The sequence below is a fragment of the Pseudomonas sp. UBA2684 genome (assembly GCA_002354655.1).
Taxonomy (GTDB): domain Bacteria; phylum Pseudomonadota; class Gammaproteobacteria; order Pseudomonadales; family Pseudomonadaceae; genus Aquipseudomonas.
The window spans coordinates 103773-122057 of record DELY01000009.1 but is presented as its reverse complement, the minus strand read 5'-3'; the positions used below and the strand labels follow the sequence as shown (position 1 = coordinate 122057).

The window sequence follows — 18285 nt, the reverse complement described above, 5'->3', positions numbered from 1 at the left end:
GCAGCATGCATGAATTGGGATATTGCCAATCCGTTTGTCATCGACATCAACGTCAGCGCTGACGATATCGACGGCCTCGGTCACGCCAATAACGCGGTCTATGTCAGTTGGTTGGAGCGCTGCGCCTGGCGCCATTCGCAGTACCTGGGGCTCGATCTGGTCGAATACCGACGGCTTGACCGCGCCATGGCCGTGCTGCGCCACGAGATCGATTACCTGGCCAGCGCCTATGAAGACCAGGCGCTGCAAATGGCCACCTGGATTGTCGAGTCCGACCAGCGCTTGAAGATGGATCGGCGTTTTCAGTTGGTGCGTCCGGAGGATGGTATGACCCTGCTGCGGGCTAAAACCACGTTTGTCTGCATCGAACTGTCCACTGGCAAGCCCAAGCGCATGCCGGTCGAGTTTGTCGAGGGCTACGGGCGTGCGCTGCAGCCGCCATATCCTCTGGAGTTATAAGCGCTGCTCATTCCAGCCGAGGGGCGAGGAACAGCGCCTCGTCGCTGAGCATCACCTGATAGCGACGGGTTTCGCCCGCGCTAATCAGTATCGACTGGCTGCTGGCTAGGTCGATTTCAGCGCAGTAGCCGGCACGTGACAGGGCTACACCGAGGGTCAGTTCGCCAGCCGGCACTTGCAGAGTCACCGATTCGCCGACCGGCAGTTGTGCAACCAGTTGCGCGCCCAGGCTCAACTCCACATCACAGGCATTCGGGGCCGTACGGTCTCGGCTGATAATCAACCGGGCCATGCCTGCGGGCTCGGTTTGCAGACTTGGCGTAGCAGGCAGCGCCGACGCGGCGTGGCTCATGGCGCCGCCCAGGCCGAGGCTCACGAACAGGCTGCCGAGTAATCGCAGGATGGGCATTGCGGGCCGCCATGGCGTAGTGGTCTGTGCCAGTGTTGACTGCCATCAGCCGGTGTGCGTTCCCTGTTGCGGCTGACAGGCGATGGCGGACGCTTCATCCAACGTGCTGCGCCGCGTACACTACGCGCCGTTTTTCCGAGAGCCTGTCTATGCAAATCGCCCTAGCGCCCATGGAGGGGTTGGTCGACGAAATCCTGCGCGATGTGTTGACCCGGGTGGGTGGCATCGACTGGTGCGTGACCGAATTCATTCGGGTCACCGAGCGGGTATTGCCCGCATCGACCTACGAGAAACTCGCCCCCGAGTTGTTCAGCGCCGCCCAGACCGCCGCCGGAACGCCTGTGCGCGTGCAGTTTCTCGGCTCCGATCCGCAGTGCCTGGCGGATAACGCGGCGTTTGCCTGCACCCTGGGGGCGCCGGTGATCGACCTCAACTTCGGCTGCCCGGCCAAGACGGTGAACAAGTCGCGGGGCGGCGCGGTGCTGCTCAAAGAGCCTGAGCTGCTCCACGCCATCGTCCGCGAGGTGCGTCGCACGGTGCCTGCGGCGATTGCCGTGACGGCGAAAATGCGCCTGGGCTTCGATCACAAGGATTACGCCCTGGAGTGCGCCGAGGCATTGGCCGAAGGCGGTGTGGCGCAGATCGTCGTGCACGCACGGACCAAGGTGGAGGGCTATAAGCCGCCGGCGCACTGGGAATGGGTGGCGCGGGTGCAAGAAGCCGTCAGGGTGCCGGTGTTCGCCAATGGCGAGGTGTGGACACTCGACGACTGGCAGCGCTGTCGGGAGGTCAGTGGCGTCGAGAACATCATGCTCGGCCGTGGCCTGGTGGCGCGGCCGGACCTGGCGCGGCAGATCGCAGCGGCGCGCGCCGGGCAGGTATTGGCGCCGATGGACTGGCTGGCACTGCAACCGCTGCTGGCCGATTTCTGGTTGCAGGCGCGGCGCAAGATGTCGCCTCGCTACGCGCCGGGGCGACTGAAGCAGTGGCTGGCGATGCTGACGCGCAGCTACCCCGAGGCGACGGCATTGTTCAACCTGCTGCGTCGCGAGAACGACTGCGAGCGCATTGATGCGCTGCTGGGAATCGAATTTCCCGTGCCCCAGCGCTTATCGATTGCCTGAGCGGTAAGGGCCTTTGCTGGACAAGGCTGCGCCATGTTCACCCTATGGGTGCCAGCGGCTGTGTCAGCGCCCGCCGCCGACGTCGAGCAACGCGCCGCTGGTGTAAGAGGCCTGTTCGCTGGCCAGCCAGAGAATCGCGGCGGCCACCTCCTCGGCGCGGCCGCCACGGCCCATGGGCACGTTCTGACTGACCCGTGCCACGCGCGCCGGCTCGCCGCCGCTGGCGTGAATCTCGGTGTCGATCACTCCGGGGCGCACGGCGTTGACGCGGATGCCGACGGCGGCCACTTCCTTGGCCAGACCTATGGTCAGGCTGTCGATGGCGCCTTTGGCCGCCGCATAATCGATGTATTCGCCCGGCGCACCGAGGCGGGCGGCGATTGAGGAGACGTTGACGATGGCGCCGCCGCGCCCGCCGTGCGCGGTCGACATGCGTTTCACCGCCTCGCGGGCACACATGAAGCTGCCGAACACATTGGTTGCGAACACCCGTTGCCAGCGGGCGATGTCCATCTGCTCCAGGCACATCTGTGGCTCCAGCATGCCGGCGTTGTTGACCAGCACATCGAGGCGCGCGAAGTGTTGCTCAACGCTGGCGAACAAGCGCAGCACCTGGGCCTCGTCGGCGACGTCGGCCTGCACGGCGATGGCCTGGCCGCCGGCGGCGACGATTTCCGCGGCCAGCGCTTCGGCCGCGCTGCGTTGCTGGCGGTAGTTCAGGCACACGGCATAGCCCTGGCTGGCGGCCAGGCGGGCGGTGGCGGCGCCGATGCCACGGCTGGCGCCGGTGATCAGCATGACCTTGTTATGCATCGCGGCTCTCCCGGTAAGAAAATTTTCAGGCGTTTGAAATCGCCTTGAGTATCCGTACTTTCAATCACGCTGAATGCCGCAGTCGGGTCCCGCGCTTTACCGGCCGTGCAACGCAGCGCGCGTAAGCACGCGCGTGGCGCAGCCTGTCGCAGCAGCGGGATCATGAGCACTGCGTTTTTGCGTCAGTTAATCGACGTCGACCGCTTCAATAACGTGTTCGAGTCGGTCATGCGCATCGTGCCGGAAGAGGCCCAGCGCGTCCCGATTGGTGTGTTGCACCCCTAAAACATGGCGAATGGCCCCTGCAGGGCGGCCCCTGCATAGGCGGGGGCCGCCCTTGGCGTTTCAGACGGTCAGTGGCCGTTGCGGAGTGTGTGCCAGCAGGGCGCGGAATTCGGCCAGCGGCAGGGGTTTGCTGAACAGGTAACCCTGGTACAGGTGGCAGCCTTGCTGTTCGAGGAAGTCCAGTTGGTCTTGCTGTTCGACACCCTCGGCGATCATCGCCAGGCCCAGGCTGCGGGCCATGGCGACGATGGCGCGGATGATTTCCGCATCGTTGGCGTCGTGGGTGGCATCGCGGACGAAGGATTGGTCGATCTTCAGCACGTCCACCGGCAGGCGCTTGAGGTAGGTCAGCGAGGAGTAGCCGGTACCGAAGTCGTCCATCGCAAAGCTGACGCCGAGGCGTTTGAGGCGGTTCATCTTGGCGATGGTGTCTTCGATGTTCTGAATCACGATGCCTTCGGTAATTTCCAGCTTGAGCATGGCGGTGGGCATTTTGCTGTTGCGCAGGCTGCTTTCCACGCGCTCGACAAAGTCATTTTGACGAAACTGCCGGGGGCTGATGTTGACGCACAGGCTGAAATCCTGTTCGTTGATCAGCGCTTCGTCGAGCAACTGTGCGCACACATGGCAGGCCTCGGCGAGTACCCAGCCGCCGACTTCGAGAATCAACCCGCTTTCTTCCAGCACATGGATGAACAGCGCTGGCGATTGTGCACCGAGGGTTGGGTGCAGCCAGCGCAGCAAGGCTTCGGCGCCGATGATCTGGCCGTTGCGGGCATCCACCTGGGGTTGGAAATACAGTTCGAATTCGCCGCGGGCCAGGGCCAGGCGCAAGTCGTTTTCCAGGCGTAGGCGTTCGCTGGCGGCTTCCTGCATGCTGCTGCGAAATAACTGGATGGTGTTGCGCCCCGAGTCTTTCGCGCGGTACAGGGCGATGTCGGCGCGTTTCAGCAGGTCGGCCGGAGTGGCGCCGTGGTCGGGAATCAGGGCGATACCGATGCTCGGGGTGACTTGCAGCCGATGGCCATCGAGCAACATGGGCTCGGCCAGCAGTTTGCGCAGCTTTTCCGCGGCGGTGCGTGCCTGGCGAGTGACTTCCGAGCGCTTGCCTTCAAGGCCGGAAAGCAGCACGACGAACTCGTCGCCGCCGAGGCGGGCCACGGTGTCTTCCAGGCGCACGCTGGCTTCCAGGCGCGCAGTCACCAGCTTGAGCACGGCATCGCCGACCGGGTGGCCGAGCGAGTCGTTGATGTGTTTGAAGTGGTCGAGGTCGAGGAACAGCAGGGCGCCGCGCAGCTCGTGGCGCTTGAGCAGGGCGATCTGCTGGGTCAGGCGGTCCATCAGCAGGGCGCGGTTGGGCAGATTGGTCAGCGAGTCATGGTAGGCCAGGTGCTGAACCTGGGCTTGAGCATCCTTCAGTTCGCCGATGTCGCGGGCGGTCAGCAGCAGGCAGGCTTGCTCGTCCAGCTCGATCTGCTCGACCGACACCTCGACATTCAACAACTTGCCGTGACGGTTTTTCGCCAGCAGCTCCAGGCGATGTACGCGGCCTTGGCTGTGCAGGGTGTCGAGCAGCAATTGTCGCTGGCTGGCATCGGCCCAGATGTTCAGCTCGGCCGAGGTGCAGCCGATGACTTCCTCGGCGCTGTAACCCGTCAGGCGGGTAAAGCCCTCATTGACCTCGATGTGTCGGCCGCTGTCGCGCACGGTGATGGTGATGGCGTCCGGGCTGGACTGAAATGCCTTGTAGAACTTTTCTTGGCTGGCCTTGAGTGCGGCCTCGGCTTGTTGGCGGTCGGTGATGTCGCGGAAGGTGGTGAGGATGCAGTGCTGCTTGTCTATCTCGATAGGCCGGCTGGAGACCACGCAGGTGATGGTGCGGCCCTGTTTGTCGAGAAAATCGGCTACTTCGTTGTCCAGGCCATGTTCATGCTCAAGCTTTGCGTAGAGCGCGGCACGGGTTTGCAAACTGCTCCAGAAGTTGAAGTCCAGCACGCTGCGCCCAACGATCTCGTCGAGTTGCCAGCCAAATGCCTGGCTGAAGCTTGAGTTGATTTCCAGTACGCGGCCGTCGGGTAGCGTGGTGAGTGCCACCGGATCGGGGCTGGCCTGGAACAGGGTGACGAATTTCTCTTCCGAGGCTTTCAGGTGCTGTTCGCGCAGCACGCGCTCGCTGATGTCGATGAGGATGCCGGCCATGCGTTGCGGCTTGCCTTGCTCGTCGCGGTAGAGCTTGGCGGTGCTTTCCAGGTAGTGCACTTCACCGTTGGCATAGACGCTGCGGTAGGTGACTTGATAGTCCTGGAGAATGCCCTGCACCAGCTCGTTATAGGTATTGCGCATGGCGTGGCGGTCTTCCAGCGGCACATGGCCGAAGAATTCGCGGAAGTCGCCATGGAAGGGTTCGCGGGCCAGGCCATGCAGCATCGACGCACGTGGCGAACCGAAGAGCATGTTGCTGGGGATGTGCCAGTCCCAGGTGCCGAGGTCGGCGGACTCCAGGGCCAGGCTCAGGCGTTCCTGGCTGTCCTTGAGGGCTCGTTCCTGGGCGCGCTGCTTGGTGATGTTGCGTACGGTCAGCACCAGGCAGGTGCGGCCGTCCAGCTCGATTTCACCGCCGAACAGCAGGTTGTTGCTGACTGTGCCGTCGCGGCTGTACAGGCGCACTTCGAGTTCGTTCAGGCTGTCCCCTTGCACCGCTTCGATCATTCGTTGGCGGTCGTTCAGGTCGGCCCAAATACCCATCTCCAACGATGTGCGACCGAGTGTTTCGGCGCTGCTCCAGCCGAATTGCCGCTCGAAACTGGGGTTGACCTCGATAAAGCGGCCGCTGGCTTTTTCGGTGATCACCACCGCATCGGGGGTGTGCTGGAATGCCTGGGAGAATTTCTCCTCACTGTTGCGCAGGGCCGCTTCGGCGCGCTTGCGCTCGGTGGTGTCGAGAAACGACGCGAGCAGGAAGGCTTGTTCGTCCAGTTCGATGTATTGGCTGGACATCACGCCGTCGAGGATGCGCCCGTCGCGGGTGCGCAGTTGCACTTCCTGGATCACCGGTTCGTGGGTACGCGGTGCGGTACGGCGCAGGTAGTCGCGTTGCTGGCTGTGCACCCAGAGGTTCAATTCGAGGGTCGAAGTGCCGATCAGCTCGTCGCTCGACCAGCCGAAGGTGCTGCTGAAGTGCTGGTTGGCTTCGGTGATCACGCCGTCCTCGAAGCGCACCAGCAGAATGACGTCCGGGCTCAGGTGGAACAGGTTGGCGAAGCGTTGTTCGGAATTGGACAGCGCCTGCTCACGTTCCTGTTGTGCGGAGATATCGCGGATCACGCCCATCACTCGCGACTTGCCGTCGGCGTCGAGTTGCAGGCTGCCGCTGATTTCCAGCCAGTGCAGGCTGGCGTCTGGCCAGCGGATGCGATGGCGAAAGGCGCGGGTGCTCGGGGTACCAGCGAGGACTTGGTGGAACAGACGCAGCACTTCGCCGCGATCTTCCTCGGGAATCAGCTCGATATAGTCGATGCGGGTGCGCAGCGGCAGCTTCGGGTCCAGGCCGAACAGTGCCTGGGCGCCGCGCGACCAGCTAACCCGACCGCTTTCCACGTCCCAGTACCAGGCGCCCAGTTGCGCGCCGTTGAGGGCCGCCAGCAGGCGCGGGGCATCGTCCCAGGTTTTTTCGAATTCTGCGGGGTCGAGTGCCGGAATATACGGCAGCGGGGGCAGGCGACTACTGGATTTGGCCATGGTCGGCCCTGCCTGTATGCGATGAGCGCGAGCGGCCCTGGGGGTGTCGAGGTGGCTGAGTCATGCAAAAGCCTTTCTTATCGTTATGCGACTCACGTTAGCCTCTGCGCGGGCGCCAGTGCAAGACTGTCGCGTTGCGCATCGAGCAGCAGCATGAATGCCCGTGCGGCGTTCGACAGCGTACGCTCGGTGTGCAGGATATAACCCAGTTGCCGCGACAGCTGGATGCCTGGCAGTGGCAGGCGCGCCACTTGTTCGTCGAGCATGGTGCGCGGCAGCACACTCCAGGCCAGGCCGATGGAGACCATCATCTTGATGGTTTCCAGGTAATTGGTGCTCATGGCGATATTCGGCGTCAGCCCTTGCGCTTCGAACAGGCGTTGGACGATGTGGTGGGTGAAGGTGTTGCCGCCGGGAAATACCGCCGGATGGCGCGCGACGTCGGCCAGGCTAACGTCGCCCTGGCGTGCCAGCAGGTGTTCCGGTGCGGTAACGAAATCCAGTGGGTCGTCCCATACCGGCACGGCGCGCACCGGTTCGCGGGTCTCTGGAGCCAGGGTGATGACGGCCAGTTCGGCGCGGCCATGGAGGATTTCCTCATAGGCCACTTCCGAGTCGAGAAACTGGATATCCAGTGCGACTTGCGGGTGCGTGCGGGTAAAGGCGCGTAATAATGGCGGCAACCGGTGCAAGCCGATGTGGTGGCTGGTGGCCAGTGTCAGGCGGCCGCTGACCTCGCCGTTGAGGTTGCTCAGGGCGCGGCGGGTGTCGTCCAGCACATTGAGGATTTGATAGGCGCGCGGCAGCAGGGCGCGCCCGGCCTCGGTCAGGTTGACTTCGCGGCCGAGGCGGTCGAACAGGCGCACGCTCAATTGCTGTTCCAGGCTGGCGATGCGTTTGCTCACCGCCGGCTGGGTCAAATGCAGGCGCTGCGCCGCTTCGGAGAAGCTGCCGACCTCGGCAATGGCGATAAAGGCATTCAGGGTGGCCAGGTCCACGGTAGCTCCAGGGGGCAAGGAAACGAATGGCATGTCGCGGCGTGAACGTGCAGCTTAGCTCTATTCCTAAGTGGAATGCTTTGGATAAAAAATATGAATTTGAGTAATTGAATCCAAGCCAATAGGATCACCCCATAAGCCCAAGGGCTATTCGCCCAGGCATAGAAATACGCTGATGAGAGGGACACGCTGATGGCCGGCAAAACGCTCTACGACAAGCTCTGGGACATGCATGAGGTGAAGCGCCGCGACGATGGCTCGTCGTTGATCTACATCGATCGCCACATCCTCCACGAAGTGACCTCGCCACAGGCCTTCGAAGGGCTGCGTCTGGCGGGGCGCAAACCGTGGCGCATCGACGCCAACATCGCCACCCCGGACCACAACGTGCCCACCACCCAGGCCGAACGCCAGGGCGGTCTGGAGTCCATCGCCGATGAAGTCTCGCGGATTCAGGTGCAAACCCTGGACGAAAACTGCGATGACTTCGGCATTCTCGAATTCAAGATGAACGATATCCGCCAGGGCATCGTTCACGTGGTCGGCCCGGAGCAGGGCGCGACCTTGCCGGGGATGACCGTGGTCTGCGGCGATTCGCACACCTCCACCCACGGCGCCTTTGGTGCGTTGGCCCACGGCATCGGCACCTCCGAGGTCGAGCATGTGCTGGCGACCCAGTGCCTGGTGGCGAAAAAGATGAAGAATATGCAGGTGCGCGTCGAAGGCACGCTGCCGTTCGGCGTGACCGCCAAGGACATCGTGCTGGCGATTATCGGCAAGATCGGTACCGCCGGCGGCAACGGCCATGCCTTGGAGTTCGCTGGCAGCGCGATCCGCGAGCTGTCGCTGGAAGGGCGCATGACCATCTGCAACATGTCGATCGAGGCCGGTGCCCGGGTCGGGTTGGTGGCGGTGGACGACAAGACCATCGCTTACGTCGAGGGTCGTCCGTTTTCCCCGAAGGGAGCGGATTGGGCCAAGGCGGTTGAGCAGTGGAAAGGTCTGGTCTCGGATGCCGACGCGCATTTCGATAGCGTGATCGAGCTGAAAGCCGAAGACATTAAGCCGCAGGTCAGTTGGGGCACGTCGCCGGAAATGGTGCTGGCGGTCGATCAGAACGTCCCGGACCCGGCGGTCGAGGCCGATCCGGTCAAGCGCGACTCGATCGTGCGTGCACTCAAGTACATGGGCCTGGCGGCGAACCAGGCGATCACCGATATCCAACTGGATCGCGTGTTCATCGGTTCCTGCACCAACTCGCGGATCGAAGACCTGCGCGCCGCCGCCGAGGTGGCCAAGGGCCGCAAGGTCGCCGCGACGATCAAGCAAGCCATGGTGGTCCCAGGCTCGGGGTTGGTGAAAGCCCAGGCGGAAAAAGAAGGCCTGGACAAGATTTTCATCGAGGCCGGTTTCGAATGGCGTGAACCAGGCTGCTCCATGTGCCTGGCGATGAACCCGGACAAGTTGGGCAGCGGTGAGCATTGTGCGTCCACCTCCAACCGTAACTTCGAAGGCCGGCAGGGCGCCGGTGGGCGTACTCACCTGGTCAGCCCGGCGATGGCCGCGGCAGCGGCGGTGACCGGTCGTTTCATCGATGTGCGTGAATTGATCCGGCCTTAAGGAGAGCGACTTATGAAAGCCTTTACCCAACATACCGGCCTGGTCGCTCCATTGGATCGCGCCAACGTCGACACCGACCAGATCATTCCCAAGCAGTTCTTGAAGTCGATCAAGCGCAGCGGCTTCGGCCCGAACCTGTTCGACGAGTGGCGTTACCTGGATGTCGGCCAGCCGAACCAGGACAACTCCACGCGCCCGGTCAACCCTGACTTCGTGCTGAACTTCCCGCGTTACCAGGGTGCCAGCGTGTTGCTGGCGCGTGAGAACTTCGGCTGCGGTTCGAGCCGCGAGCACGCGCCCTGGGCGCTGGAGGAGTACGGTTTCCGCGCCATCATCGCGCCGAGCTACGCCGATATTTTCTACAACAACAGCTTCAAGAACGGCCTGTTGCCGATCATCCTCGCGGAAAGCGATGTGGATGAACTGTTCCAGCAAAGCGAAGCGTGCGAAGGCTACCAACTGACGGTCGATCTGGCTGCGCAGACCGTGACCCGTCCAGACGGCAAGCAATACGGCTTCGACGTCGACGCGTTCCGCAAGCATTGCCTGCTCAACGGCCTGGACGACATCGGCCTGACGCTGCAGGATGCCGACGCGATCAAGGCCTTCGAAGCCCATTACCAGCCGACCAGCCCGTGGCTGTTCGGTGCGATCAAGTAATACATGAAGGTAGGGTGGATGGCGCTTCATCCATCCACCTTGCGGAGTTTCGGTGAATGAAAACAGCGTCATCCACCCTACGAAAAATTGAGGATGCAATGAGCAAGCAGATTCTGGTTCTCCCCGGCGACGGCATCGGCCCGGAAATCATGGCCGAGGCGGTCAAGGTGCTGCAACTGGCCAACGACAAGTACGACCTGGGCTTCGAGCTGAGCTTCGACGAACTGGGTGGCGCGGCCTACGACAAATACGGCGTACCGCTGGCCGACGAAACCCTGGCGCGGGCGCGTGCCGCCGACGCGATCCTGCTCGGTGCGGTCGGTGGACCGAAGTGGGACAGCATCGACCCGGCCGTGCGCCCGGAGCGCGGTCTGCTGAAGATTCGTTCGCAGCTCGGCCTGTTCGGCAACCTGCGTCCGGCGATCCTCTATCCGCAACTGGCCGATGCTTCCAGCCTGAAGCCGGAAATTGTCGCTGGCCTGGACATCCTCATCGTTCGCGAGCTGACCGGCGGCATCTATTTCGGCCAGCCGCGCGAAAGCAAGGTGCTGGAGAACGGCGAGCGCATGGCCTACGACACCCTGCCGTACAGCGAAAGCGAAGTGCGCCGCATTGCCCGTGTCGGCTTCGACATGGCCCGCGTGCGCGGCAAGAAGCTGTGCTCGGTGGACAAGGCCAACGTGCTCGCCTCCAGTCAACTGTGGCGCGCCGTGGTCGAAGAAGTGGCCAAGGATTACCCGGACGTCGAGCTCAGCCACATGTACGTCGACAACGCCGCCATGCAGCTGGTGCGTGCACCCAAGCAGTTCGATGTGATCGTTACCGACAACATGTTCGGCGACATTCTGTCGGATGAAGCTTCCATGCTCACCGGCTCCATCGGCATGCTGCCGTCGGCTTCTCTGGATGCCAACAACAAGGGTATGTACGAGCCGTGCCACGGTTCGGCGCCGGATATCGCAGGCAAAGGTATTGCCAATCCGCTGGCGACCATCCTCTCGGTGTCAATGATGCTGCGCTACAGCTTCAACCAGGGCGCGGTCGCCGATGCCATCGAGCTGGCGGTAAGCAAGGTGCTCGATCAGGGGCTGCGTACCGGCGACATCTGGTCCGAAGGCACCACTAAGGTCGGTACCGTCGCCATGGGCGATGCGGTGGCCTCCGCGCTGCGTAGTCTGTAATCTTCCAGGTCCGCCGGGGTGAATCCGGCGCACTGTTTATAAAGGTGTAGTCGTTATGAAACGTGTAGGTCTGATCGGTTGGCGTGGCATGGTCGGTTCCGTGCTTATGCAGCGCATGCTGGAAGAGCGGGATTTCGATCTGATCGAACCGGTGTTTTTCACTACCTCCAATGTCGGTGGCCAAGGCCCGGTCATTGGCAAGGACATCGCGCCGCTGAAGGACGCCTACAGCATCGACGAGCTGAAAGGTCTGGACGTGATCCTCACCTGCCAGGGCGGCGACTACACCAGCGAAGTCTTCCCCAAGCTGCGCGAAGCCGGCTGGCAGGGTTACTGGATCGACGCCGCGTCGTCGCTGCGAATGGCCGATGATGCGGTGATCGTGCTCGACCCGGTCAACCGCAAGGTGATCGATCAGCAACTGGATGCCGGCACCAAGAACTACATCGGCGGCAACTGCACCGTCAGCCTGATGCTGATGGCTCTGGGCGGTCTCTACGAGGCCGGCCTGGTCGAGTGGATGAGCGCCATGACTTATCAGGCGGCGAGCGGCGCCGGCGCGCAGAATATGCGCGAGCTGATCAAGCAAATGGGCGCGATCAACGCCAGCGTGGCGGACGAACTGGCCGATCCGGCCAGCGCCATTCTGGATATCGACCGTAAAGTCGCTGAAGCCATGCGTGGCGAGTCGTTCCCCGTGGACAACTTCGGCGTGCCGTTGGCCGGTAGCCTGATTCCTTACATCGACAAGGAACTGCCGAATGGGCAGAGCCGTGAAGAATGGAAGGGCCAGGCTGAGACCAACAAGATTCTTGGACGGTTCAAGAACCCGATTCCGGTCGATGGTCTGTGCGTACGCATCGGCGCCATGCGCTGCCACAGCCAGGCGCTGACCATCAAGCTGAACAAAGACGTGCCGCTGTCCGACATCGAAGGGCTGATCAGCCAGCACAACCCTTGGGTCAAGTTGGTGCCGAATCAGCGCGAAGCGAGCATTCGCGAGCTGGGCCCGACAGCAGTGACGGGTACCCTGAGCGTGCCAGTGGGGCGTCTGCGCAAACTCAACATGGGTTCGCAGTATCTCGGCGCCTTCACCGTGGGCGACCAACTGCTGTGGGGCGCGGCCGAGCCGCTGCGCCGCATGTTGCGGATTCTGCTGGAGCGTTAAAAACCCAAGCGGTCAGCTTTGTCTGAACGCTGGGTGCACTAATCAATAGGAGCGAGTTCTGCTCGCGATGGGTCATCTGGCCGATCGCCGGCCGGCTCGCTCCTATGCATTTGTGGGCCTCCCCTATAGAGTGCTGGGCTTATTTCGTCAGAAGCATGCTCATGACCCGTACCTTTGATATTGCCGTGATTGGCGCCACCGGCAGTGTCGGTGAAACCCTCGTGCAACTGCTCGAAGAGCGCGATTTTCCGGTGGGCAACCTGCACCTACTGGCCAGTGGCGAGTCGGCTGGACGGGCGCTGTCTTTCAAGGGCAAGAACCTGCGAGTGCGCACGCTGGAGTCGTTCGACTTTGCCAGCGTCAATCTGGTGTTCTTTGCCGCCAATGAAGCGGTTACCCGTACTTATGCCGATCAGGTGCATGCCGCAGGATGCACGCTCATCGATCTGGCCGCGGCCCTGCCCGCCGAGCAAGCGCCACGGGTTGTGCCCGAAGTGAACCCTGAGCTGCTCAAAACGCTGTCCGCACCCTATCGGTTGACCAGTCCCAGTGCGCCGAGCATTGCCGTGGCCGTGGTGTTGGCGGCTGTGCGCGAGCAGATAAAGGTGCGGCGGCTGGCGGTCACCGCGTGTTTGGCCGTGTCCAGTCGCGGGCGGGAAGGGGTGTCCGAGTTGGCGCGGCAAACCGCCGAGCTGCTCAATGCGCGTCCGCTGGAGCCGCGGTTATTCGACCAACAAATAGCCTTTAATCTGTTGGCCCAGGTGGATGCCCCGGACAGCAGCGGGCATGGTGCGCTGGAGAGACGTTTGGCCAGTGAGCTGAAGGCGTTGCTGGCGGCGCCAGACTTAAAGGTCTCGGCCACATGTGTGCAGGCGCCGGTGTTCTTTGGCGACAGCATCAGTGTGTCGTTGCAGGCTGAAGATGCGGTCGAGGTGGCGGCTGTTTGTGCGGCGCTGCAGGGTTCGACCGTCCTCGAATACATCGAACCGGGCGATTATCCGACGGCGGTAGGCGATGCCGTCGGCCAGGATGTGGTGTATGTCGGTCGCGTCCGTGGCGGACTGGACGACCCGACAGAACTCAATTTGTGGATTACGTCTGATAATGTGAGAAAAGGCGCTGCCTTGAACGCTGTGCAATTAGCCGAGTTATTGATAAAACACTATCTGTAAAAGATACTTACCTAGAAATTTGAAGAATCTTTCGAGCTTGGCAATACTGGCTAAGTTGATTGCTGAATGGGGAACCGCCTTCGGGTGGATGCAGGCAGCAGTTATCAAGACCCTCTCGCATGCCGAGAAAAAAAGATAAAACAAGGGATAACGCTATGGTTCGGGTTCGCAAACTGGTGCTGGCAATCGCAGCTGCTTCGGCACTGTCCTCCGGTATGGCGCACGCGCTGGGGCTGGGTGAAATGACCCTGCAATCGGCGCTGAATCAGCCGTTGGTGGCTGAGATCGAATTGCTGGAGGTGCGCGACCTGGCCTCCACGGAAGTGCTGCCGAACCTGGCTTCCCCTGAAGAGTTCACCAAGGCTGGCGTCGACCGCCAATACTTTCTAACCGACCTGAAGTTCACCCCGGTGCTCAAGCCAAACGGCAAGAGCGTCATCCGGGTGACCTCGAACAAACCGGTGCGTGAGCCTTACCTGAACTTCCTGGTTGAGGTGCTGTGGCCGAACGGTCGCTTGCTGCGTGAGTACACCCTGCTGCTCGACCCGCCGCTGTACTCGCCGCAAACCGCTGCCGCCGCTGCCGCGCCGCAACTGCCGGTTGCCGCGCCAGCGCCGCGTCCATCGGCTGCTCAGGCGCCTGCACCGCGTCCGGCCCCACAACCCAGCGCACCCGCGCCGCGTCCACCTGCCGCTGCACCCGCAGCTTTGCAGGGTAACGAATACAAAACTACGGCGAATGACACGCTCTGGGAAATCGCTCAGCGCGTGCGCGGTAGTGGCAGCATTCATCAGACCATGCTGGCCATTCAGGACCTGAATCCCGATGCCTTTATTGGCGGCAATATCAACCGCATGAAGAGCGGCCAGGTACTGCGTCTGCCAGAAGAGCAACAAATCAATAGCCGTGCTCGGGCGGAAGCCATTGCCCAAGTGGCCGAGCAAAATGCGGCGTGGCGTGAAGGGCGTAGTGTCGCTGCCAGTGCTCGTCAGTTGGATGCAACCAAACGCAGTGTGGTCGGCGCCGCCCCCGCCGAGGTGAAAACCCAGGACAGCCTGAAACTGGTTTCCGCCGATACCGGCAAAGCCACCAGCGGTAGCGATAAGGGTGCCGCTGACAGCAAGGTGCTGACAGATAAGCTGGCTGTTACCCAGGAAAGCCTGGACTCGACGCGTCGTGAGAATGACGAGCTGAAAGGCCGCATGGGTGATCTGCAAGGTCAGCTCGACAAGTTGCAGCGCTTGATTCAACTGAAAGATGACCAACTGGCCAAGCTACAGGCCGATCTTGCCGCGCAAGGTAAGGCGCCTGCTGTTGCTCCAGTCGCCGAGCCGCTGAAAGCCGAGCCTGAAAAAGCTGCGGCGCCGGCCCCGGAACCCGTGGCAGCGCCACCGGCTACACCGCCGGAGGCCGAGGCGCCGGATTACAACTACAGCGAGGAACCAGCGGTTAAACCAGCCCCGGCTCCCGAAGCCAATACCCAGCAGCCGGCCTCTGAGCCGGCTGTAGCCGTTGAACCGGCTCCTGCTGTTGCTGAAAAACCAGCGGCGCCGGCTCAGGTCGCGCCAAAACCGGCTGCTCCGGCCGCTGCCGAACAACCGCAGCTCAACACCCTGGATGATTTGCTGGCCAATCCGATGCTCTTGGGTATCGCCGGCGGTGGTGCGTTGCTGGTGTTGTTGATCGGTCTGATGATGTTGTCGCGGCGTAATGCGCTGAAAGAAGCGGAGCTACAAGAGAGCCTGGCCGCCGAGAGTGGCAACAACCCCTTTGATAACGATATGCAGCTGCAGTCCGATAGCTTCGACAGTTTCCCCGAGGAGCTTGATGACCATGCCAGCACAGCAGCGGCCAGCGAAGAGCGTGTGACCGCGCAAACGGGCGACGCATTGGGCGAGGCGGACATTTATATTGCCTACGGCCGTTTCAATCAGGCTGCCGAGCTACTGCAGAACGCCATCAACGACGAACCTCAGCGCGGCGATCTGCGTTTGAAACTGATGGAAGTGTATGCCGAGCTGGGCGATCGCGAAGGCTTTGCCCGCCAAGAAAACGAGCTGCGTGAAATCGGCGGTGCTGCCGCTGAAACTGATTTGCTCAAAGCTAAATATCCAGCCATGGCTGCGTTCGTCGGGGCAGGTATGGCGGCGGTGGCGTCTGACGATGACCTGGACAGTTTCAGTCTTGACGATCTGACCCTGGATGAGCCAAGTCAGCCGGCTGCGGCAGCAGGCGATCTGGATGATGATGCATTCGACCTGAGCCTGGATGATCTGGAGTCCGATCTGAATCGTGATCTGCAGGCTGATGCCGCGCTGACTGATTTGGATAGCCTGTCGCTGGACAGTGATCTCGATCTGGGAGCTCCCGCTGCGCCGCTCGCCAATAAAGACGATGACCTGGGGTTCGATTTGAGTTTGGATGATGCTGCCGGCGATAGCCTGGAATTGGGCAATGACCTGGCGGATTTCAGCCTGGATCTGGACAGCGAAAGCAAGTCAGTTGCCGAGGATGATGAGTTCCTGCTGAGCCTGGATGATGAGCCGAACGCTGCCCCGATTAGCAATGAGCTGGCGGATCTGGCGCTCGATCTGCCAAGCGATGCGTCCGCGAGCGAGTTTGACTTGCCGGCCGATTTCGACCTGTCGCTGAATGATGAGGCTCCAGCGGAGTCGGTTCGTGACAGTTTTGCCGCTCAGCTCGATGAAGTGACTGCTGAGCTGGATCAATTGGCGGATAGTCTGGATCAGCCGGGTGAGTTCGACGAGTCCGTTGCGCTGAGCACGCCGCACACTGCGGGTCTGGATAGCGATGATGATTTCGACTTCCTCTCCGGCACCGATGAAACCGCGACCAAGCTGGATTTGGCGCGAGCGTATATCGATATGGGCGATACCGAGGGTGCCCGTGACATCCTCGATGAAGTGATCGCCGAAGGTAACGATGGTCAGCAGCAGGAAGCGCGAGAGCTGATCGGCAAACTGGTTTGATACATGTCTGATGTTCTACCTACAGCGGCAGCCGACTCGGCTGCCGTTGGCTTTTATAAAGTCGCCCTCGGCGTTGAATACAAGGGTTCACGCTACCGTGGCTTTCAGCGCCAGCGGGCAGGTGTGCCGACGATTCAGGAATCGCTGGAAAAGGCCTTGGGCAAAGTCGCTGGCGGTGTGCCGGTCACCCTGAGTTGCGCCGGTCGTACCGATGCCCTGGTGCATGCCAGTGCCCAGGTTGTGCACTTCGATACGCCGGTCGAGCGTTCCATGCATGCCTGGGTGATGGGCGCCAACATGAATCTGCCGGCGGACATCAGTGTGGCGTGGGCAAAGCTCATGCCGGCACATTTCGATGCGCGTTTCTGCGCCATGGCCCGGCGCTACCGCTATGTGATCTACAACGATCAGATACGTCCCGCGCACATGGCCGAGGAAGTCACCTGGAATCACCGGCCGCTGGATGTCGCGCGCATGCGTGAAGCGGCCAGGGCATTTGTCGGTACGCATGACTTCAGTGCATTCCGGGCGCGCCAATGCCAGGCCAAGTCACCGATCAAGACCGTGCATCATTTGCAGTTGCTTGAGCATGGCCGGTTTATCGTGCTGGATATTCGCGCCAATGCCTTCTTGCACCACATGGTGCGTAATATCGCGGGTGTGTTGATGACCATCGGTGCGGGCGAGCGACCGGTAGAGTGGGCGCGCGAGGTGCTGGAGGCCGGCGTGCGGCGTACCGGTGGCGTGACTGCGCACCCGTACGGGTTGTATCTGGTGCAGGTCGACTACCCCGACGAGTTCGATCTGCCCACGCGCTACCTTGGGCCGCATTTCCTTTCTGGCCTGCCGGATGTCGGCTGACGCCTAGAACGTCATTTGTTACCATCCGGGCTTTGCGAGAGGTATTCCCCCGTTGTCAGTCGTTCGCAGCAAGATCTGCGGAATTACCCGCATAGAAGATGCCCTAGTCGCCGCTGATGCCGGTGCGGACGCCATCGGCTTGGTGTTCTATGGCAAAAGTCCGCGTGCTGTGAGCTTGCAGCAGGCGCAGGCGATCATTGCGGCATTGCCGCCGTTCGTTACCACGGTTGGCTTGTTTGTCGATGCCAGCAGTAGTGAGTTGAGCGCAATTCTTGATGCTGTGCCGCTGGACTTGCTGCAGTTTCACGGTGATGAAACGCCTGATGACTGCGAGCGTTTCCAGCGTCCGTACATCAAGGCGCTGCGGGTCCAGCCCGGTGTTGATCTCGCTGCGCAGATCGCCTTGTATAGCGCAGCGGCTGGCGTGTTGCTGGATACCTTTGTCGCGGGTGTGCCGGGTGGTACGGGTGAGGCGTTCGATTGGTCGTTGGTGCCGCGCGGCTTGAACATGCCGATCATTCTGGCGGGCGGTTTGACGCCGGATAACGTGCGCTGCGCCATCGAGCAAGTGCAGCCTTATGCGGTGGATGTCAGTGGTGGGGTCGAGGCGAGTAAAGGCATAAAAGATGCGGAAAAGATTCGCGCATTCACGCGGGCGGTCAGGGCTGGCGGTTAGCTGATCGGGCGCTGATGTGACGGCGCTGTGGGCATGGCCGTCCATAAACCTGTTGCACGTACTGCGGTGATGGCTTTTGGCAGTCGAAGTCGAGGTGGCGGGTTTTTCCGGTTATAGGTGCCGGCCCCTGC

At 61.8% G+C, this 18285-nt stretch carries 15 protein-coding genes; 11 read left to right on the top strand and 4 right to left on the bottom strand.

The window, feature by feature from the left end; all coding sequences use genetic code 11:
• Positions 1 to 9: 9 nt before the first annotated feature.
• Positions 10 to 459 (top strand): acyl-CoA thioesterase, encoded by a 450-nt coding sequence (locus tag B3M58_RS04745; protein ID WP_296217419.1) that lies wholly within the window; start codon positions 10 to 12, stop codon positions 457 to 459.
• 7 nt (positions 460 to 466) lie between these two features.
• Here B3M58_RS04745 and B3M58_RS04740 read toward each other — a convergent pair whose 3' ends face one another.
• Positions 467 to 868: a hypothetical protein gene (locus tag B3M58_RS04740; RefSeq protein ID WP_296217418.1), complete on the bottom strand. Its 402-nt coding sequence runs from the start codon at positions 866 to 868 to the stop codon at positions 467 to 469.
• 149 nt (positions 869 to 1017) lie between these two features.
• On the opposite strand from B3M58_RS04740, the gene B3M58_RS04735 reads away from it, so the two are divergent.
• Positions 1018 to 1992, top strand: coding sequence for a tRNA dihydrouridine synthase (locus B3M58_RS04735; protein ID WP_296217417.1), 975 nt, complete (start codon positions 1018 to 1020; stop codon positions 1990 to 1992).
• Between the two features lie 63 nt (positions 1993 to 2055).
• Here B3M58_RS04735 and B3M58_RS04730 read toward each other — a convergent pair whose 3' ends face one another.
• Positions 2056 to 2805 (bottom strand): SDR family oxidoreductase, encoded by a 750-nt coding sequence (locus tag B3M58_RS04730; RefSeq protein ID WP_296217416.1) that lies wholly within the window; start codon positions 2803 to 2805, stop codon positions 2056 to 2058.
• 162 nt (positions 2806 to 2967) lie between these two features.
• Between B3M58_RS04730 and B3M58_RS04725 the strand changes: the two genes are divergently transcribed.
• Positions 2968 to 3090, top strand: coding sequence for a hypothetical protein (locus tag B3M58_RS04725; protein ID WP_296217415.1), 123 nt, complete (start codon positions 2968 to 2970; stop codon positions 3088 to 3090).
• Between the two features lie 60 nt (positions 3091 to 3150).
• On the opposite strand, the gene B3M58_RS04720 is transcribed toward B3M58_RS04725, so the two are convergent.
• A complete protein-coding gene (locus B3M58_RS04720; RefSeq protein ID WP_296217414.1) occupies positions 3151 to 6828 on the bottom strand; it encodes a PAS domain S-box protein in 3678 nt (1225 codons plus the stop codon).
• A 92-nt stretch (positions 6829 to 6920) separates the two neighbouring features.
• Positions 6921 to 7826: a LysR family transcriptional regulator gene (locus B3M58_RS04715; RefSeq protein ID WP_296217413.1), complete on the bottom strand. Its 906-nt coding sequence runs from the start codon at positions 7824 to 7826 to the stop codon at positions 6921 to 6923.
• 192 nt (positions 7827 to 8018) lie between these two features.
• Here B3M58_RS04715 and leuC point away from each other — a divergent pair, with 192 nt between their 5' ends.
• The 8 genes from leuC to B3M58_RS04675 all read left to right on the top strand — a co-directional run bounded on the left by leuC (position 8019) and on the right by B3M58_RS04675 (position 18154).
• The gene (gene leuC, locus B3M58_RS04710) at positions 8019 to 9446 is read left to right on the top strand and encodes a 3-isopropylmalate dehydratase large subunit (protein WP_296217412.1); all 1428 of its coding nucleotides are present in this window, start codon (positions 8019 to 8021) and stop codon (positions 9444 to 9446) included.
• A gap of 12 nt (positions 9447 to 9458) precedes the next feature.
• Complete coding sequence (gene leuD / locus B3M58_RS04705; RefSeq protein ID WP_296217411.1) at positions 9459 to 10106, top strand: 3-isopropylmalate dehydratase small subunit; 648 nt, start codon at positions 9459 to 9461, stop codon at positions 10104 to 10106.
• A gap of 98 nt (positions 10107 to 10204) precedes the next feature.
• The gene (gene leuB, locus B3M58_RS04700) at positions 10205 to 11287 is read left to right on the top strand and encodes a 3-isopropylmalate dehydrogenase (RefSeq protein WP_296217410.1); all 1083 of its coding nucleotides are present in this window, start codon (positions 10205 to 10207) and stop codon (positions 11285 to 11287) included.
• Between the two features lie 55 nt (positions 11288 to 11342).
• The gene (asd, locus tag B3M58_RS04695; protein ID WP_296217409.1) at positions 11343 to 12455 is read left to right on the top strand and encodes an aspartate-semialdehyde dehydrogenase; all 1113 of its coding nucleotides are present in this window, start codon (positions 11343 to 11345) and stop codon (positions 12453 to 12455) included.
• Positions 12456 to 12616: 161 nt separating this feature from the next.
• Positions 12617 to 13627: an aspartate-semialdehyde dehydrogenase gene (locus B3M58_RS04690; protein ID WP_296217408.1), complete on the top strand. Its 1011-nt coding sequence runs from the start codon at positions 12617 to 12619 to the stop codon at positions 13625 to 13627.
• A 155-nt stretch (positions 13628 to 13782) separates the two neighbouring features.
• The gene (locus B3M58_RS04685) at positions 13783 to 16617 is read left to right on the top strand and encodes a FimV/HubP family polar landmark protein (RefSeq protein WP_296217407.1); all 2835 of its coding nucleotides are present in this window, start codon (positions 13783 to 13785) and stop codon (positions 16615 to 16617) included.
• Between the two features lie 3 nt (positions 16618 to 16620).
• On the top strand, positions 16621 to 17478 hold the full coding sequence (gene truA, locus B3M58_RS04680; protein ID WP_296217406.1) for a tRNA pseudouridine(38-40) synthase TruA: 858 nt from the start codon (positions 16621 to 16623) through the stop codon (positions 17476 to 17478).
• Between the two features lie 52 nt (positions 17479 to 17530).
• Positions 17531 to 18154: a phosphoribosylanthranilate isomerase gene (locus B3M58_RS04675; protein ID WP_296217405.1), complete on the top strand. Its 624-nt coding sequence runs from the start codon at positions 17531 to 17533 to the stop codon at positions 18152 to 18154.
• Positions 18155 to 18285 lie beyond the last annotated feature (131 nt).

What these genes read in the sequence shown, in the direction of transcription:
- B3M58_RS04735 (WP_296217417.1), top strand. Translation starts at nt 1,018, where the DNA reads ATGCAAATCGCCCTAGCGCCCATGGAGGGGTTGGTCGACGAAATCCTG.
- leuD (WP_296217411.1), top strand. Translation starts at nt 9,459, where the DNA reads ATGAAAGCCTTTACCCAACATACCGGCCTGGTCGCTCCATTGGATCGC.
- B3M58_RS04690 (WP_296217408.1), top strand. Translation starts at nt 12,617, where the DNA reads ATGACCCGTACCTTTGATATTGCCGTGATTGGCGCCACCGGCAGTGTC.
- truA (WP_296217406.1), top strand. Translation starts at nt 16,621, where the DNA reads ATGTCTGATGTTCTACCTACAGCGGCAGCCGACTCGGCTGCCGTTGGC.
- leuB (WP_296217410.1), top strand. Translation starts at nt 10,205, where the DNA reads ATGAGCAAGCAGATTCTGGTTCTCCCCGGCGACGGCATCGGCCCGGAA.
- leuC (WP_296217412.1), top strand. Translation starts at nt 8,019, where the DNA reads ATGGCCGGCAAAACGCTCTACGACAAGCTCTGGGACATGCATGAGGTG.
- B3M58_RS04745 (WP_296217419.1), top strand. Translation starts at nt 10, where the DNA reads ATGAATTGGGATATTGCCAATCCGTTTGTCATCGACATCAACGTCAGC.
- B3M58_RS04685 (WP_296217407.1), top strand. Translation starts at nt 13,783, where the DNA reads ATGGTTCGGGTTCGCAAACTGGTGCTGGCAATCGCAGCTGCTTCGGCA.
- asd (WP_296217409.1), top strand. Translation starts at nt 11,343, where the DNA reads ATGAAACGTGTAGGTCTGATCGGTTGGCGTGGCATGGTCGGTTCCGTG.
- B3M58_RS04740 (WP_296217418.1), bottom strand. Translation starts at nt 868, where the DNA reads ATGCCCATCCTGCGATTACTCGGCAGCCTGTTCGTGAGCCTCGGCCTG.
- B3M58_RS04720 (WP_296217414.1), bottom strand. Translation starts at nt 6,828, where the DNA reads ATGGCCAAATCCAGTAGTCGCCTGCCCCCGCTGCCGTATATTCCGGCA.
- B3M58_RS04730 (WP_296217416.1), bottom strand. Translation starts at nt 2,805, where the DNA reads ATGCATAACAAGGTCATGCTGATCACCGGCGCCAGCCGTGGCATCGGC.
- B3M58_RS04725 (WP_296217415.1), top strand. Translation starts at nt 2,968, where the DNA reads ATGAGCACTGCGTTTTTGCGTCAGTTAATCGACGTCGACCGCTTCAAT.